The sequence below is a fragment of the Microbacterium elymi genome (assembly GCF_021582895.2).
In the GTDB taxonomy this organism is placed as follows: Bacteria; Actinomycetota; Actinomycetes; order Actinomycetales; family Microbacteriaceae; genus Microbacterium; species Microbacterium humicola.
Genome location: NZ_CP091139.2, coordinates 3056987 through 3073153, shown reverse-complemented (window position 1 = coordinate 3073153; position 16167 = coordinate 3056987). Strand labels below are relative to the sequence as shown.

At 70.5% G+C, this 16167-nt stretch carries 10 protein-coding genes and 10 pseudogenes; 8 read left to right on the top strand and 12 right to left on the bottom strand.

What is annotated here, in order from left to right:
* Positions 1–285: 285 nt before the first annotated feature.
* The 5 genes and pseudogenes from L2X98_RS16720 to L2X98_RS16700 form a co-directional block, all read right to left on the bottom strand.
* A pseudogene (locus L2X98_RS16720) lies at positions 286–1966 on the bottom strand (ribonuclease J).
* Positions 1963–2941: pseudogene (gene dapA / locus L2X98_RS16715) on the bottom strand (4-hydroxy-tetrahydrodipicolinate synthase). Before dapA ends, L2X98_RS16720 begins: the two co-directional pseudogenes overlap by 4 nt.
* 252 nt (positions 2942–3193) lie before the next feature.
* A pseudogene (locus L2X98_RS16710) lies at positions 3194–3742 on the bottom strand (SDR family NAD(P)-dependent oxidoreductase); the annotation flags it as partial.
* 94 nt (positions 3743–3836) lie between these two features.
* Positions 3837–4367: a dihydrofolate reductase gene (locus L2X98_RS16705; RefSeq protein ID WP_259611639.1), complete on the bottom strand. Its 531-nt coding sequence runs from the start codon at positions 4365–4367 to the stop codon at positions 3837–3839.
* 1 nt (position 4368) lies between these two features.
* Positions 4369–5206 (bottom strand): annotated as a pseudogene (locus tag L2X98_RS16700) (thymidylate synthase).
* 40 nt (positions 5207–5246) lie between these two features.
* Here L2X98_RS16700 and L2X98_RS16695 point away from each other — a divergent pair.
* The 4 genes and pseudogenes from L2X98_RS16695 (at position 5247) to L2X98_RS16680 (ending at position 7567) form a co-directional block, all read left to right on the top strand.
* A complete protein-coding gene (locus tag L2X98_RS16695) occupies positions 5247–5681 on the top strand; it encodes a thioredoxin family protein (protein ID WP_259613369.1) in 435 nt (144 codons plus the stop codon).
* Positions 5674–6146 (top strand): annotated as a pseudogene (locus tag L2X98_RS16690) (DUF4395 domain-containing protein). The gene L2X98_RS16695 and the pseudogene L2X98_RS16690 overlap by 8 nt, the downstream one beginning before the upstream one ends.
* Before the next feature lie 52 nt (positions 6147–6198).
* Positions 6199–6624, top strand: coding sequence for an OsmC family protein (locus L2X98_RS16685; RefSeq protein ID WP_259611637.1), 426 nt, complete (start codon positions 6199–6201; stop codon positions 6622–6624).
* Positions 6617–7567, top strand: coding sequence for a TIGR01777 family oxidoreductase (locus tag L2X98_RS16680; RefSeq protein WP_259611636.1), 951 nt, complete (start codon positions 6617–6619; stop codon positions 7565–7567). Before L2X98_RS16685 ends, L2X98_RS16680 begins: the two co-directional genes overlap by 8 nt.
* Here the strand turns inward: L2X98_RS16680 and L2X98_RS16675 are convergent.
* Positions 7525–7977 (bottom strand): tetratricopeptide repeat protein, encoded by a 453-nt coding sequence (locus L2X98_RS16675; protein WP_259611635.1) that lies wholly within the window; start codon positions 7975–7977, stop codon positions 7525–7527. The genes L2X98_RS16680 and L2X98_RS16675 overlap by 43 nt on opposite strands.
* Positions 7974–8717 (bottom strand): 4-hydroxy-tetrahydrodipicolinate reductase, encoded by a 744-nt coding sequence (gene dapB / locus L2X98_RS16670; protein WP_259611634.1) that lies wholly within the window; start codon positions 8715–8717, stop codon positions 7974–7976. Before dapB ends, L2X98_RS16675 begins: the two co-directional genes overlap by 4 nt.
* A gap of 53 nt (positions 8718–8770) precedes the next feature.
* Between dapB and L2X98_RS16665 the strand changes: the two genes are divergently transcribed.
* Positions 8771–9241 (top strand): GNAT family N-acetyltransferase, encoded by a 471-nt coding sequence (locus L2X98_RS16665; RefSeq protein WP_259611633.1) that lies wholly within the window; start codon positions 8771–8773, stop codon positions 9239–9241.
* 4 nt (positions 9242–9245) lie between these two features.
* Here L2X98_RS16665 and L2X98_RS16660 read toward each other — a convergent pair.
* The 3 genes and pseudogenes from L2X98_RS16660 to L2X98_RS16650 form a co-directional block, all read right to left on the bottom strand.
* Positions 9246–9847 (bottom strand): annotated as a pseudogene (locus tag L2X98_RS16660) (histidine phosphatase family protein).
* Between the two features lie 94 nt (positions 9848–9941).
* The gene (locus L2X98_RS16655; protein WP_259611632.1) at positions 9942–10724 is read right to left on the bottom strand and encodes an aldo/keto reductase; all 783 of its coding nucleotides are present in this window, start codon (positions 10722–10724) and stop codon (positions 9942–9944) included.
* 521 nt (positions 10725–11245) lie between these two features.
* Positions 11246–13518 (bottom strand): annotated as a pseudogene (locus tag L2X98_RS16650) (polyribonucleotide nucleotidyltransferase).
* Between the two features lie 221 nt (positions 13519–13739).
* Here L2X98_RS16650 and L2X98_RS16645 point away from each other — a divergent pair.
* Positions 13740–14023, top strand: a pseudogene (locus tag L2X98_RS16645) (DUF5302 domain-containing protein).
* 44 nt (positions 14024–14067) lie between these two features.
* On the top strand, positions 14068–14226 hold the full coding sequence (locus L2X98_RS16640; RefSeq protein WP_259611631.1) for a hypothetical protein: 159 nt from the start codon (positions 14068–14070) through the stop codon (positions 14224–14226).
* Between the two features lie 2 nt (positions 14227–14228).
* Here the strand turns inward: L2X98_RS16640 and L2X98_RS16635 are convergent.
* Both L2X98_RS16635 and L2X98_RS16630 read right to left on the bottom strand, forming a co-directional pair.
* Positions 14229–14872: pseudogene (locus L2X98_RS16635) on the bottom strand (CE1759 family FMN reductase).
* Positions 14869–16042 (bottom strand): annotated as a pseudogene (locus L2X98_RS16630) (LLM class flavin-dependent oxidoreductase). Before L2X98_RS16630 ends, L2X98_RS16635 begins: the two co-directional pseudogenes overlap by 4 nt.
* Here L2X98_RS16630 and L2X98_RS16625 point away from each other — a divergent pair.
* On the top strand, positions 15984–16142 hold the full coding sequence (locus L2X98_RS16625; protein ID WP_259613423.1) for a hypothetical protein: 159 nt from the start codon (positions 15984–15986) through the stop codon (positions 16140–16142). The pseudogene L2X98_RS16630 and the gene L2X98_RS16625 sit on opposite strands and share 59 nt — an antisense overlap.
* Positions 16143–16167 lie beyond the last annotated feature (25 nt).

Sequence of the window (16167 nt, the reverse complement as noted above, 5' to 3'; positions counted from 1 at the left end):
CGGTAACGCGGGATGCCGACACTTCCGCGGAACCACGCGGGTAACCGGAGCGCTTCGGGTATCGGCCCTTCGTCTCGCTGCGCTCGCTCAGGGACCTGAAGGGGGGGGTGGCCGCTCAGGGACCTAGGAGGGCGAGCGCTTCGGGTATCGGCCCTTCGTCTCGCTTGCGCTCGCTCAGGGACCTGAGGGGGCTGCGGCCGCTCAGGGACCTGAGGGGGCTGCGGCCGCTCAGGGACCTGAGGGGGCTGCGGCCGCTCAGGGACCTGAAGGAGTGGCGGTCGGGGGCTACGCCTCGATCACCAGCGGCACGATCATCGGCCGGCGGCGCAGCCGCTGGTTCACCCACCGGCCGATCGTACGGCGCACCACCTGCGACAGGGCGTGCGTGTCGCGCACCCCCGACTTGGCCGCCTCGGTGAGGGCCGCGGCGATCTTGGGCTTGACGTCCTCGAACACCGCGTCGTCCTCGGCGAAGCCGCGGGCGTGCACCTCGGGGCCGGAGATGATCCGGCCGGTCGCGGCATCCACCACGACGATGACGGAGATGAAGCCCTCCTCGCCGAGGATGCGGCGGTCCTTCAGGTCGGCGTCGGTGATCCCGCCGACCGTCGATCCGTCGACGTAGACGAAGCCGATGTCCAGCTGGCCGGCGACCCGGGCGACGCCGTCGCGCAGGTCGACCACCGTGCCGTTCTCGCCCTGGATCGCGCGCTCGCGGGGTACGCCGGTGTCGATCGCCAGCTTGCGCGTTCGCGTGCAGGTGCCGGTGCTCGCCGTGGATCGGCATGACGTTGCGGGGCTTGACGATGTTGTAGCAGTACAGAAGCTCGCCGGCGGCGGCATGGCCGGACACGTGCACCTTGGCGTTGCCCTTGTGCACGACCGTGGCGCCCAGTTTGATCAGCCCGTCGATCACGCGGTACACCGCGTTCTCGTTGCCCGGGATCAGGCTGGAGGCCAGGATCACGGTGTCGCCGGGCCCGGGCTCGATGGCGTGGTCAAGGTTGGCCATGCGCGACAGCACCGCCATCGGCTCGCCCTGCGAACCGGTGGACATGTAGACGATCTTGTCGTCGGGCAGGTCCTTGGCCTTCTTGTAGTCGATGAGCACGCCCTGGGGCACGTTCAGATAGCCGAGCTCCTCGGCGATGGTCATGTTGCGCACCATGCTGCGGCCGAGGAAGGCCAGCCGGCGCCCGTGGGCGGCCGCGGCATCCAGCACCTGCTGCACCCGATGCACGTGGCTGGAGAAACTCGCGACGATGACCCGGCGCGGCGCATTGGCGATGATCTGGTCCAGGACCGGCCCGATCGAGCGCTCCAGCGGGGTGAAGCCCGGGACGTCGGCGTTGGTGGAGTCGACCATGAACAGGTCCACCCCCTCTTCGCCGAGCCGGGCGAACGCGCGCAGGTCGGTCAGACGGCCGTCCAGCGGCAGCTGGTCCATCTTGAAGTCTCCCGTCGCCAGCACCATGCCGGCGGCGGTGCGGATGGCGACGGCCAGCGCATCCGGGATGGAGTGGTTGACCGACACGAACTCCAGGTCGAAGGGGCCGACCTTCTCGCGCTGCCCCTCCCGCACCGTGAGCGTGTACGGCTTGATCCGGTGCTCCTTGAGCTTGGCCTCCACCAGCGCCAGGGTCAGCCCGGAGCCGATCAGCGGGATGTCGGCCTTGAGCCGCAGCAGGTAGGGGACGGCGCCGATGTGGTCCTCGTGGCCGTGTGTGAGCACGACGGCCTCGATGTCGTCGAGCCGGTCACGGATCGGGGCGAAGTCGGGGAGGATGAGGTCGACCCCGGGCTGGTTCTCCTCCGGGAACAGCACCCCGCAGTCCACGATCAGCAGCCGGCCGTCGAACTCGAAGACGGTCATGTTGCGTCCGACCTCGCCCAGGCCGCCGAGCGGGGTGACCCGCAGGGTCCCCGGCTCGAGCGGAGACGGCGCGATGACCTCGGAGGGGCTCATCGCGTGGTCCCCGAGACCTTGGGCAGCGCGCCGCCGGCGGCGGCGTTGCGGTCGGGGCGGAAGTTCGAGAAGTCGGCGCCGGGCACATCCTTCACCAGCGCGAGTTCGTCTTCGATCTTGGCCGCCTCCCATTCTTCCGGCCCCACCAGGGGCAGTCGCACGCGGGGACTGGAGATCCGCCCCAGTCCGTGCAGGATGTACTTCGCCGCCACCGTGCCGGGCACGTGCGTCATCACGGCCCGCACCAGCGGCTCCAGCTGCCGGTGGGCGGCGGTCGCCGCGGCGAGGTCGCCGCGATTGACCGCATCCACGATCGTGCGGTACGGCTGGGCGGCGATGTTCGCCGTCACCCCGACCAGTCCGGTCGCGCCGATCGCCAGATGCGGGCAGCACGTTCGCGTCGTCGCCGGAGAAGTACATCAGGTCGGTCTGGTTGAGCACGCGCGAGACCTCGCTGAAGTTCCCCTTCGCGTCCTTGACCGCCAGGATGTTCGGATGCTTGGCCAGGCGCACGATCGTCTCGTACGCGATCGGCACCCCGGTGCGGCCCGGGATGTCGTAGAGCATCATCGGCAGGTCGGTGGAGTCGGCGATGAGCCGGAAGTGCGTGAGGATGCCGGCCTGGGTCGGCTTGTTGTAGTACGGCGTGACGACCAGGATGCCGTCGGCACCGGCCTTGGCGCTGTCCTGATAGAGCTGGATGGCGTGGGCGGTCTCGTTCGAGCCGCCGCCGGTGATGACCTTCGCCCGTCCGGCCGCGACCTCCTTGCCGACCTCGACCAGCCGGATCTTCTCCGGGTCGGTGAGCGTGCTCGTCTCGCCGGTGGTGCCGGTGACCAGGATGCTGTCGGCACCGGCGGTGATCACGTCGTCCATGTGCTGCGAGACGGCGGGCCAGTCGACCTCGCCGTCCGCCGTCATCGGCGTGATCAGCGCAACCATCACCTGCCCGAAGGGGTTGCCCGTGTGCGTCATTGTCTCAGGGTATCCGGTCCGGCCGCCGCCGAACTCCCCCGTCAGCGTCCGCGGCGGCCGATTCCCGCGGTGAGACGGTCCGGCAGGCAGCGGCAGCATGCGTGCGATCACCTTGTATCGCAGCGACGGGATCGACACCGCCCGCCCCCGGGACAGATCGCGCAGCGCCGCACGGACGACGGTCGCGGCATCCAGCCAGAGCGCACCGGGGATCCCCTCCTGTCCCGGCGGCAGACCCAGCCGCTGGTGGAAGCGGGTGTGCACGAAGCCCGGACACACCGCGGTCACGGTCACGCCGCGCGGCCCGTAGGTGACGTTCGCCCAGCGGCTGAAGCTCACCAGCCACTGCTTCACGGCGCCGTATGTCGATCGCGGCATGAATGCGGCGATCGAAGCCACGTTCAGGATGCGGCCGTGCCCGCGGGCCAGCATCGGCCCCAGTGCGGCGTGCATGAGCCGCAGCGCCACCTCGTCGTGCAGACGCAGATGCGCCACCTCGACCTCGACGTCATTCTGCTCGAACGCCAGCGGCAGGCCGATCCCGGCATTGTTCACGAGGATCTCGATCGGGCGCTCCGGGTCGGTCAGCCGTGCCGCCACCGCGGCGAGCGCCGTGGCATCGAGCAGGTCGGCCACGAGCACGTCGGCGCCGCGCCCTCGCGCGCCCACCTCGCCCGCGACCGCCCCGAGCGCACCGCGATCCCGTCCGACCAGGACGAGGTCGGCGCCGCGGTCGGCGAGCTGTCGCGCGAACTCGGCGCCCAGGCCCGAACTCGCCCCCGTCACCAGCGCCGTCACCATGGGTGACAGGCTAACGCCTGGCGGCGCGCGGCGTCCGGGGTCACGAGTGCTGCCGAGCCTGGCGAAGGTCGCCGCGCGGCAGCCACCGCACGCGTCAGCGCTCGTAGCGCACGAACCGGTAGCGCACACCCGAACGGGAGGTGTGCCACCCGATGGCGGCGTCCGGATCGGCGTGAGCGCCGGCGTCCGGATCGGACGCCACTGCCCGCCACCCGTCGACCGGCGGCGCCGTCGTGTCGCCGGAGACGGCGAGGTCGAGCTCGGTGACCTCGAGCCGGTGGGCGCGCGGCATGGCCTCGCGGAACACCTCCCCGCCGCCGATCACCCAGATCCAGTCCGGATCGTCCGAGGCGGCGAGGGCCAGTCCGTCGTCGAGGGATGCCGCGCGCTCCGCGCCCTCGGCCGCCCAGGCGTCGTTCCGGGTGATCACGATGTTGCGCCGGCCGGGCAGCGGGCGGAACCGGTCGGGGAAGGAGTCCCAGGTGCGGCGACCCATCACGACCGGTGCGCCCAGGGTCAGCTCCTTGAAGTGGGCGAGGTCCTCGGGGACGTGCCACGGCATGCCGCCGGTCGCGCCGATGATCCCACCGTGCGCCTGCGCCCAGATCAGGCCGATCCGCGCCATCTCAGACGGCGACCGCGCCGCGGATCGCCGGGTGATGCCGGTAGTCCTCGACGACGAAGTCCTCGAAGTCGTAGTCGAGGATCGATGCGGGCGTGCGGGCGAAGCGCAGCGTCGGGTACGGGTAGGGTTCGCGGGTCAGCTGCTCTCGCACCTGCTCGAGATGGTTGTCGTAGATGTGGCAGTCTCCGCCGGTCCAGACGAACTCGCCCGGCTTCAGACCCGTCTGCTGCGCCACCATGAGGGTCAGCAGCGCATAGGAGGCGATGTTGAACGGCACCCCGAGGAACAGGTCGGCGCTGCGCTGGTACAGCTGGCACGACAGCGTGCCGTCGGCCACATAGAACTGGAAGAACGCGTGACACGGCGCCAGCGCCATCTGCGGGATCTCGCCCACGTTCCAGGCCGAGACGATCAGCCGCCGCGAATCGGGGCTGGTGCGGATCTGCTCGATCACCTGCGTGATCTGGTCGATGTGCTCGCCGCCGGGCGTGGGCCATGACCGCCACTGCACGCCGTAGACGGGACCCAGCTCACCCGCGGCATCCGCCCATTCGTCCCAGATCGTGACGCCGTGCTCCTGCAGCCAGCGCACGTTGGACTCGCCCCGCAGGAACCACAGCAGCTCGTACGCGATCGAGCGGAAGTGCACCCGCTTGGTGGTGATCAGCGGGAACGACTCGGCCAGATCGAAGCGGAGCTGGCGGCCGAACACGCTCGTGGTGCCGGTCCCGGTGCGGTCGTCCTTGTGCGTGCCGTGCGCCAGCACATCGCGCAAGCAGGTCCTCGTACGGAGTGGGGATGCTCACACCGCCACGATACCCGCTGACACACTCCGTCATCCGGCCCCGCGCCGCGCAGGACGCGGCTACCGTGACCGATATGCCCCTCTGGATCGCCGTGCTCGCGGTCGCCGTGCTGGTCGCCGTCACCCTGGTGGTCGGCGGGATGCTGCGCCACCGTGACGGACGCGCCCGCCGCGTCGCCGATCGCACTATCGATGTCGCCACGGCCGAGACCGGGCCGCGGGGCGAACGCGCCACGCTCGTGCAGTTCAGCACCGAGCTGTGCGCACGATGCCCGCAGGTGCGCCGGATGCTGGATGTCATCGCCGGCGAGCGTGCGGGCGTCCTGTTCACCGAGGTCGACCTCACGCGCCGGCCGGATCTGGCCAAGCGCCTGCACATCCTGCAGACCCCCACCGTGTTCGTGCTCGACGCCGACGGCTTCGTGCACACCCGCTTCGCGGGCGTGCCGGCCGCCCAGGCGGTCACCGGCGAACTCGACCGCCTGATCGGAGACCCCGCCCGTGTCTGATTCCCCCGTCGGCATCGACCCGCGCGGCCCGCGCTTCGGCGCCGCCATCACCTCGGTGCTCCTGCTCGTCACGGTCCTTCTCGCACTCACCGAGGTCGACAGCACCGGCCCCGTCACGCCCGCCTTCGTGCTGCTGCTGGTGGTGGCGCTCCTGTTCCTCTGGGGCGTACTCTGGCCGCGCACGGCGCCCTGGGGTGTGCTGTTCCGGAAGGCCGTGCGACCTCGGCTGAGGGCGCCCGAAGAGCTCGAGGACCCGCGCCCGCCGCGCTTCGCGCAGGGCGTCGGGCTGCTGGTGAGCGTCATCGGCCTCGCGCTCGAGCTCGTCGGTGTGCCGTGGGGCTGCCGATCGCGGCGGCGGTCGCGTTCGTGGCCGCGTTCCTGAATGCCGCGTTCGGCGTCTGCCTCGGCTGCCGGCTCTACCTGCTGCCGCAGCGCGTGGGCGCGGTCGGCCGCGCCGCGGCGTAGCCGTCGTCGACGCCGCCGATTAGGCTGGCGGCACACCGACGAGGGAGCAGAGATGAGCGTCACGAGCGAAGCCACCGCCCAGTGGAAGGGAACGCTGTTCGAGGGGTCCGGCCAGGTGAGTCTGACCAGCTCCGGGCAGGGACCGTATCCGGTGAACTGGAAGGCGCGCAGCGAAGGGTCGGACTCGGTCACCACCCCCGAGGAGCTCATCGCGGCGGCGCACGCGTCCTGCTTCAGCATGGCGCTGTCCAACGCCCTCACCCAGCATGGGACGCCGCCGGAGAGCCTGCAGGCATCGGCATCCGTCACCTTCACCCCGGGCACCGGGATCACCGGCAGCCACCTGAACGTGTCAGCGGTCGTACCCGGCATCGAGGAGTCCGACTTCGAGCGCATCGCGGAAGAGGCCAAGGCCGGCTGCCCGGTCTCGCAGGCGCTCGCGGGCATCGAGATCACCCTCGAGGCCTCGCTTGGCTGAAGCCTCCGCCGGTCCCCGCCGCGTCGTCGTGGCGGGGGCCTCCGGTCTGATCGGCCGGGCGCTGGTCGCCTCGCTGCGCGCAGACGGCGTCGCCGTCACCCGACTGGTCCGGCGTCCGGCGCAGAGACCGGACGAGGTCGCCTGGCTCACCGACTCCCGTCCGCTGGACCCGGACGTGCTCGCCGGCGCCGAAGCCGTCGTCGGCCTGAACGGGGCGAGCATCGCCCGGATGCCGTGGACCGCGCGCTACCGCAGCACCCTGCTGTGGAGCCGGATCGCCCCGACCCGCACCCTGGCGACCGCGCTGCGGGCGCTCGGGGACGACGCGCCGGCGTTCGTCAGCGCGTCCGCGGTGGGCTTCTACGGCAGCGCGCCCGGGCGCACGCTCGACGAGCACGCGCCGAGCGGCGACACGTTCCTGGCCGATGTCTGCGGCGAGTGGGAGAAGACGGCAGCCTCCGCCGGGCGCGCGCGGGTCGCCCTGCTGCGCACCGCCCCGGTCGTCCACCGTGAGGGCGTGCTGAAGCCGCTGATGCTGCTCACCCGGCTGGGAGTCGCCGGCCCGCTGGGCCGCGGCGTCCAGGCGATGCCCTGGATCTCTCTGTCGGACGAGGTCCGGGCGATCCGGCACGTCATCGACGGCGACATCGACGGGCCGGTGAACCTCGCCGGTCCCACCCGGGCGACCGCCAATGATCTGGGCTTCGCGCTGGCGGTGCGGATGAACCGGCCGTACCTGGTGCGGACGCCGTCCTGGGCGCTGCGCGCGGTGCTGGGGCGGGATGCCGCGGACGCCCTGCTGCTGGCGGATGCGCACGTCGTGCCGGCCGTGCTGGCGGCGTCCGGCTTCCGGTTCCGGCATCCCACCGTCGAGGACGCCGTCGCGGATGCCGTGCCGGATCAGGACGCGGAGCGGTCCGCGGCCTCGAGCCGCAGCGACTGACGGATCGCCGACCGGGCACGCCGGCGGTCGCCGGCCGCGTCGTAGGCGAGCCCGAGCCGATACCAGGCGCGCCAGTCGTCCGGATGCGCCCGCACGTCCTCGCGGAATCGCGGGAACAGTGCCTCGGCCTCGGCGCGGACCGGTCGTCCGCTGGGGTGGACGGCGACCTCGTCGGCCGGCATGCCGCCTTCGGCCTGAAGACGCAGCCCGACCCGTTCGGCGCGCACCCCGAACCACAGCTCCCGCCCGATCGCCCAGGCGGCCACGAGCGGGAACACCACCAGTGCCGCGCCCATCACGATCGCGACGACTGTGCCGCTGGTCAGCAGCGCCCAGGCCCACCGGGCGATCACGACGAAGTAGACGACCAGGACGGCCGCGATCAGCGCGACCGAGATGCGGGTCTTCATGCGCCGCGCAGGCCGATGTCCAGAAAGCTGTCCAGCCCGACGATCACGCCGTGCGCGTCGGCGGCATGCCGAAGCGCGAGCCGGATGCCGGGCGTATAGGCGGCGGCCGGCTCGACCGTGTCGTGCACGATGGTGAGCGACTCGCCGGCCCCGGAGAGCACGACCTCCTGCCGGGCGATCACCCCGGGCCGGCGCAGCGAGTGCACGGGGACGGAGGCGACCTGCTGACCGCGCGCGCGCTGATCGACGTGCGGGGCCAGCACCGGACCCTGTTCGGTGCGGGCGGCGGCGACCAGCTCGGCCGTGCGCACCGCGGTTCCGCTCGGCGAGTCGACCTTGGTGTCGCGGTGGGCCTCGACGATCTCGACCGAGGGGAAGAACGGCGCCGCCGCGGCGGCGAGTGCGGAGCCCAGCACGGACCCGAGGGAGAAGTTCGGGACGAACACCGCCCCCGTCCCGGAGGCTTCCACCAGGGGGCGCACCAGTGCGATGCGCTCGGTCGACCAGCCCGAGGTGCCGACCAGGATGTTGATGCCGCGTTCGGTGGCGGCCCGCACCACGTCGATCGACACCGCCGGAGTGGAGGCGTCCACCACCAGATCGGCGCCCTCGATCTGCGCGAGGTCGTCGCGCGAGGACAGCGCCGCGTGCACGGAGAATCCCGGCTCGTCCTCCACGACCGCGCGGATGATGCCGCCGAGCTTGCCGGTGCCCCCCACGATGGCCACGCGTGTCGTCATGGCTCCAGCCTACGGTGCGGGGCGGTGGGAAGACGCGCAGGTACGCTCGACTCATGGTGTCGCTGTCCCCCACACCCGTCGACGATCCGACCGCCCGTGCGCTGCTCGACGAATACGTCGCCATGCGGGCCGCATCCTTCCCCGGCACCTACACGCCGGCGCATCCGCCGCGAGCGATGTTCGACCCGCCTGCCGGGGTGTTCCTCGTGCTGCGCGACGATCAGGAGGCGCCGGTGGGGTGCGGCGGGATCCGCCGCCTGCCGGACGGTGAGGCGGGCGTGCGCTACGAGGTCAAGCACCTCTTCCTCCAGCCGTCGACCCGCGGACGCGGCTGGGGCCGGTTGCTGCTTAACGAGCTGGAGCGGCGCGCCCGCGAGTGGGGTGCCGCTGGGCTCGTGCTGGACACCCATCACACCCTGGAGGCGGCCGGCGGCCTGTACGCGGCATCCGGGTTCGTGCCGATCGAGCCGTACAACGACAACGCGAACGCGACCCGGTGGTACGGGAAGCGGCTCGAGCCCTGAGGCCCTAGACCGGGAGCGGCTCGGGCAGGCCGGTCTGCAGTTCGAACGGCAGGTGCCCGAGGTCGTTGAGCGTGACCAGGCTCCACGGGCGGCCGTTCTTCTGCGCGATGACGGTGAGGCCGCAGTGCGCCTGGTTCAGAGTCATCCAGCGCCACTCCGGCATCTGCAGCACTTCGCGCACGAACCAGCTGATGACGAAGTTGTGGGTGATCAGCAGCTCGTGCACCTCGCCGGGCTTGCGCACCAGGAAAGCGTTGACGGCGTCATTCATCTGGGCCCGGCCGGCATCGATCTCGGCCTCGGTGACCGAGCCGAAGAACGGCTCGTACACGGCCGGGGTCTCATCTGTCATGCCGGTGGGCACGCAGTCGAACAGCAGCGCGGACGGCTGCGGGTCGACGGAGGGCAGGCGGTCGGCGACGGCCCGGGCGGTCTCGGCCGCGCGCTCAAGCGGCGAGTGCCAGACGGCCGAGAGCGGCAGCCCGAGAGCCGGTCGGCCAGCGCCTCGGCCTGTCGCCGTCCGCGCGCAGACAGCGGCCCGTCCGCCACGCCCTGCTCGGCATCCTGATGCTCACCGTGCCGCACGAGATAGATGTAATGCGTCACGACGTCCTTCTTCATCGGCGGAGGTTGTCGGGCCCGAAGGCCCGCCTCCAGCCTATGCGACGAATCGGATGCCGGACCCGGACGGCGGGGATGTTCAGTCGGATGCGCGGGCGATCTCGGCCAGGTGCGCGCGGCTGAGCCGCACGCCGACGCCCTGCACGAGCTCTTCGACGTGGGCCGGCGCGAACGCGTTCACGATCGGCGCGACGACGGTCGGCTGGGCCAGCAGCCAGCCCACGGCCACTGCGGCCGGCGGCACACCGAGTTCGGTGCCGATGGCGTCCAGCGCGCGCAGCGTGCGGGTGCCGCGGCGATTCATGCTGCCGGCCAGCTGCACGCCGCGCACCGAGCGTCCGGCCTGGGCGCGAGAGCGATGCCGACCCGCCAGGTAGCCATGCTCGAGCGCGTGCGACGGGGTGACCGCCATGTTCTGCGCACCCGCGACCAGCCGCAGATCGCCGCTGAAGTCGCTCCGGCGCAGCAGGTTGAACGGCACGTCGAGCACCGTCAGACGCGGGTACCCGGCCGAGGCGAGGATGCGCGCCTCGACGAGCTGCTCGGCACTGAAGCCGAACGCGCCGACGCTGCGCGCCTTGCCGGACTCGACCAGCCATTCGGCGGTCGCGAGCGTGTCTTCGACCGTGGCGACGCCGTCCGAGGCGTTCAGGTACAGCACGTCGATGTGATCGGTGCCCAGGCGGGTGAGGGATGCCTCGACCGCCCGCACGAGGTTCACCGGATCGAGTCCCGGGTTGTCCGGATGCGCTCCCACCCGGATCGCCAGCACGACCTCGTCGCGGACCCCGCGGGTGCGCAGCCACTCGCCGATGATGTGCTCGCTGCGCCCGCCGGCGAAGCTGTCGGAGGTGTGCAGCACGTTGCCGCCCAGCTTGCAGGTAGGCGTCCAGGATCTCGTGGCTGGATTCCAGGTCGACGTTCCAGCCGAACTCGGCGCCGCCCAGCATGAGCGGGAACACCGTCATCCCGGTCTCGCCGAGGGTCACGCGCACCTGTGCCCCGATGGGCTCGCCCTGCACCGGGATCGGCGCCGACGGATGCGGCGGCGCGCGCAGGACGGGGGGAGCGGGCGTGACCGGCGCCACCGTGCGCCGATGCCCCTCGCTCGTCCGTGTGACCGGACCGTCGCCCGCGGCTGCCATGCTCACCCCCTCGCGAATCAGCCGGGATTCGCGACCACTGGGATTCGCGCCCCCGGCGCTTACTTAGAGAGTAGGTCAGATGTGTGACACTCCCCTGTCTTGGGGTGGCCATTCCGTAAACATTCGGTAACTCTTTTGGGGATGCTGTGCGGACTGTCCCCTGTTCGGGGGACGAATCCGCCGGTGGACGACGGATGCCCGCCCCCTTGCGGGGACGGGCATCCGGAGTCGGAGGCGCTCAGCCCTCGACCGGGGCCTCCGCGGGCGCGTCGGCGACGGCATCCTGCTCGGCCGCCTCCTCGAGGACCGGCTCCAGCGACAGCTTGCCGCGGTCGTCGACCTTCGTGATGCGCACGAGCAGCTTCTGGCCGACGCCCAGGACGTCCTCCACGTTGTCCACCCGCTTGCCGCCGTTGATCTTGCGGACCTCGCTGACATGCAGCAGGCCATCCTTGCCGGGCAGCAGTGAGATGAACGCACCGAATGTCGCAAGCTTGACGACCGTGCCGAGGAACTGCTCCCCGACCTCAGGATTCGTCGGGTTCGCGATCGCGTTCACCTGGGCGCGAGCAGCCTCGGCCGACGGACCGTCGACGGCGCCGATGTAGACGGTGCCGTCCTCCTCGATGGAGATGGTCGCACCGGTCTCGTCCTGGATCGAGTTGATCGTCTTGCCCTTCGGGCCGATCAGCTCGCCGATCTTGTCGACCGGGATCTGCACGCTGATCACGCGCGGCGCGGTCGGCGCCATCTCGTCCGGAGCATCGATCGCGGCGTTCAGGACGTTCAGGATCGTCAGACGGGCGTCGTGCGCCTGCTTCAGCGCGGCCGAGAGCACCGACGACGGGATGCCGTCGAGCTTCGTGTCCAGCTGGATGGCGGTGACGAACTCGCTGGTGCCGGCGACCTTGAAGTCCATGTCGCCGAGGGCGTCCTCGGCTCCCAGGATGTCGGTCAGCGCCGCGTAGCGGGTCTGGCCGTCGACGGTGTCCGAGACCAGGCCCATCGCGATGCCGGCGACCGGGGCGCGCAGCGGCACACCGGCGTTCAGCAGCGAGAGGGTGGACGCGCACACCGATCCCATCGACGTCGAGCCGTTCGAGCTCAGCGCCTCGGAGACCTGACGGATCGCGTACGGGAACTCCTCGCGTCCCGGCAGCACCGGCACGAGAGCGCGCTCGGCCAGGTACCCGTGGCCGATCTCGCGACGCTTGGGGCTGCCGACCCGGCCGGTCTCACCGGTCGAGTAGGGCGGGAAGTTGTAGTGGTGCAGGTACCGCTTGTGCGTGACCGGCGACAGCGAGTCGATCTGCTGCTCCATCTTCAGCATGTTCAGCGTGGTCACACCCAGGATCTGGGTCTCGCCGCGCTGGAAGATGGCCGAGCCGTGCACACGCGGGATGACCTGGACCTCGGCATCCAGCGGACGGATGTCGGCCAGGCCGCGACCGTCGATGCGCACGCCCTCGGACAGGATGCGTCCGCGCACGATCTTCTTCGTGACCGCCTTGTACGCCCCGGAGAACTCGGTCGCAGCGACCTCGGCAGCTCGCCCGCGGCCACGGCGGCCGTCAGTTCGGCCTTCACGCGGTCCTTGAGCGCGTCATCCGCGTTCTGACGCTCGACCTTGTCGGCGATCTGGTAGACACCGGCCAGCTCGTCGTAGGCGCGCTGTGCGACGAAGTCGTACGTGCCCTGCGAGTACGGCAGGAAGACCGGGTAGACGCCGATCTCCTTCGAGGAGTGCGCCGCCATCTCGGCCTGTGCCTGGACGAGCTGCTTGATGAACGGCTTGGCCGCCTCGAGTCCGCCGGCGACGACCTCTTCAGAGGGCTTGGTGGCGCCGCTCTTGATGAGGTTCCAGCTGTGCTCGGTGGCCTCGGCCTCGACCATCATGATCGCGACGTCGCCGTCATCGAGCACACGACCGGCAACGACCAGGTCGAAGACTGCTTCTTCGAGCAGCTTCGCGTTCGGGAAGGCGACCCACTGGTCCTCGTGCTGGCCGTGACCGGGGATCAGCGCGAGGCGGACACCGGCGATCGGGCCCGAGAACGGCAGTCCGGAGATCTGCGTCGACGCCGAGGCGGCGTTGATCGCCAGCGCGTCGTAGAACTCGCCGGGCGCGATCGAGAGCACCGTGATGACGATCTGGACCTCGTTGCGCAGACCCTCCACGAACGAAGGGCGCAGCGGGCGGTCGATCAGACGGCACACCAGGATGGCGTCGGTGGAGGGACGACCCTCGCGGCGGAAGAACGAGCCGGGGATCTTGCCGGCGGCGTAAGAGCGCTCTTCGACGTCGACCGTCAGCGGGAAGAAGTCGAACCCTTCGCGCGGGTGCTTGCCCGCACTGGTGGCCGACAGCAGCATGGTCTCTTCGTCCAGGTAGGCGGCGACAGAGCCCTGTGCCTGCTGGGCGAGGCGTCCGGTCTCGAACCGGACGGTGCGGGTGCCGAAGCGGCCGTTATCGAGAACGGCCTCGGCGGCGGTGATTTCAGGACCTTCCAAGAGGTCACTCCTTCTTCGTTCAGACTCGTCCGCGCGTATCGCGGGCGAGGTCGTGCGAAGGAGCAGGAACAGACAGATATGAGCGCGCGACGGCGTCGCCGTCACGTGGACCGCTTGCGCTGGCCACCAGTAGAAGATCACCCTCCGCACGGAGAGGAACCCACCACAGGGGACCAGCTTCCTGCCGGCCTGCTCCAGGAGCTCAGTATTCACTTGAGCGGATGCCCGAAGGCAGCCTTCACGAGCCTACCAGGGGAACCCGGGAATCCCCTCGGGCACGTGCTGTGGCCAGGATGTCGTGGCTGGCCTATCGTGGAGACATGAGCGACGACGACACCGCGGCCGGTGCCGCATCCGATGACGTGAAGCGCAAGTTCCGCGAGGCGCTCGACAAGAAGAACGCGCAGCGCAGAACGGCGCGGCCCACCTGGATGGCCAGGGTGCTGTGCAGGAGCCGCACGGGCGCGCCGGCCACAAGCGCGAGTTCCGCCGCAAGAGCGGCTGATCCGCGCTGCCACAGTCCTGATCCGCACGGCCAAGGAGCGCGAAATGGACGACGACGACATCCCCGTCACCTCGGACGACGAGCGGGAGGTCCCGCTGGAGGACGAGGCGGAATTCGATCCTCCGCCCGCCACGCTCGACCCCGACGAGCGCATCGAGGTCGAAGACGAGCTCGACGAGTTCGAAGCCGGGTTCGAGGGCTGAGGCTACTCCTCGGGGATCCCGCCGAGCAGCTTCGCGAACGAGTTTCCCCCGCCCAGGTAGGTCTCCGGATCGAACGGATCCGACGCCCGGGCCGGCGCTCGTCCGGCGACCGCGTCGGCCAGTTCGACCGCACCCCTCTCGATCCGATCGTGCAGCGGCGCGACCTGATCGCCGGTCCCGCCCCAGTCGGCGGAGGCCGCGAACACCCCGGTCGAGACCGGGGCGGCGTGCAGGTAGGCGAACAGCGGTCGGATGGCGTAGTCGATCGCCAGGGAATGGCGCGGGGTGCCGGCGGTCGCGCCGATGAGCACGGGCCTCCCGGACAGCGCGTCCTTGTCGATCACGTCGACGAACGACTTGAACAGGCCCGAATAGCTGGTCGTGAAGATCGGCGTGACCACGATCAGCGCATCGGCCGAGACGACCGTGTTGATCATCGACTCCAGCTCCGCCGAGGCGAATCCGGTGAGCATGTTGTCGGTGATCGCGTGCGCGTAGTCCCGCAGCTCGAAGGTGTCCACGGATGCCTCGACCTCGCGCGTGCTCAGCGCTGCACCGTGGCGGCGGCCAGCCGGTCGGCCAGCATGCGCGTGGACGACGGGGTGGACAGCCCCGCCGAGACCACGGCGATGCGACGCGCGCTCATCGGGCACCGCCCAGGCCGAACGCGGCGCCGGCCGGAACCGGGCTGTCCTGATACGGCGAGCCGCCGGTGACGTTGTCGCCGCGGTTGGCGTTCGGGCGCGGCTGGCGCACCGGGCCGTCGCCGTAGGCCGCCTGCACGAGAGACGCGTGGGTGGGGGCATCCGGCACCTCGGCCGGACGGTTCTGCGCGAGCTCCCGACGCAGCGCGGGCACGACTTCGCCGCCGAGCAGGTCGAGCTGCTCGAGCACCGTCTTCAGCGGCAGGCCGGAGTGGTCCACGAGGAACAGCTGGCGCTGATAGTCGCCGAACAGGTCGCGCATGCCCGCGTAGCGGTCGATGACCTGCTGCGGCGAGCCGACCGTCAACGGGGTCATCTTCGTGAAGTCCTCCATCGACGGGCCGTGCCCGTAGACCGGGGCGTTGTCGAAGTAGGGGCGGAACTCGTTCACCGCGTCCTGCGAGTTCTTGCGCATGAACGCCTGGCCGCCCAGCCCCACGATGGCCGTGGAGGGCGCCCCGTGCCCGTAGTGCTCCCACCGCTGGCGGTACAGCTCGATCAGGCGCTGGTAGTGCTCGGCCGGCCAGAAGATGTTGTTCGCGAAGAAGCCGTCGCCGTAGTAGGCGGCCTGCTCGGCGATCTCGGGAGTGCGGATGGAGCCGTGCCAGACGAACGGCGCGACGCCGTCCAACGGGCGCGGGGTGGCGGTGAACCCCTGCAGCGGCGTGCGGAACTTGCCCGACCAGTCCACGACATCCTCGCGCCACAGCTTGTCGCAGCGCGTAGTTCTCGATCGCCAGTTCCAGCCCCTGGCGGATGTCCTTGCCGAACCAGGGGTAGACCGGACCGGTGTTGCCGCGGCCGAGCATCAGATCGGCGCGGCCGCCGGAGACGTGCTGCAGCACGGCGAAGTCCTCGGCGATCTTCACCGGATCGTTGGTGGTGATCAGGGTGGTCGCGGTCGACAGGATGAGGTTCTTCGTCTGCGCGGCGATGTAGGCCAGCGTCGTGGTGGGCGAGGATGACCAGAACGGCGGGTTGTGGTGCTCGCCGATGGCGAAGACCTCCAGCCCCACCTCTTCGGCGTGCTTGGCGATCGTCAGGGTCGCCTGGATGCGCTCGGCCTCGCTCGGAGTCTGCCCCGTGGTGGGGTCCTGGGTGATGTCGCTCACCGTGAAGATGCCGAACTGCATCCCCGGCCAGGTGCTGGTCTCGCTCACGATCGGTTCTCGCTTCCCGGATGCGGGCGGGCATCCGTTTCTATGCATGTGAATGTATTCTATGCAACGCGGACACG

What these genes read in the sequence shown, in the direction of transcription:
- L2X98_RS16705 (WP_259611639.1), bottom strand. Translation starts at nt 4,367, where the DNA reads ATGGCGCGGATCGGCCTGATCTGGGCGCAGGCGCACGGTGGGATCATC.
- L2X98_RS16695 (WP_259613369.1), top strand. Translation starts at nt 5,247, where the DNA reads ATGCCCCTCTGGATCGCCGTGCTCGCGGTCGCCGTGCTGGTCGCCGTC.
- L2X98_RS16685 (WP_259611637.1), top strand. Translation starts at nt 6,199, where the DNA reads ATGAGCGTCACGAGCGAAGCCACCGCCCAGTGGAAGGGAACGCTGTTC.
- L2X98_RS16675 (WP_259611635.1), bottom strand. Translation starts at nt 7,977, where the DNA reads ATGAAGACCCGCATCTCGGTCGCGCTGATCGCGGCCGTCCTGGTCGTC.
- dapB (WP_259611634.1), bottom strand. Translation starts at nt 8,717, where the DNA reads ATGACGACACGCGTGGCCATCGTGGGGGGCACCGGCAAGCTCGGCGGC.
- L2X98_RS16665 (WP_259611633.1), top strand. Translation starts at nt 8,771, where the DNA reads ATGGTGTCGCTGTCCCCCACACCCGTCGACGATCCGACCGCCCGTGCG.
- L2X98_RS16640 (WP_259611631.1), top strand. Translation starts at nt 14,068, where the DNA reads ATGGACGACGACGACATCCCCGTCACCTCGGACGACGAGCGGGAGGTC.
- L2X98_RS16625 (WP_259613423.1), top strand. Translation starts at nt 15,984, where the DNA reads ATGCGCTCGGCCTCGCTCGGAGTCTGCCCCGTGGTGGGGTCCTGGGTG.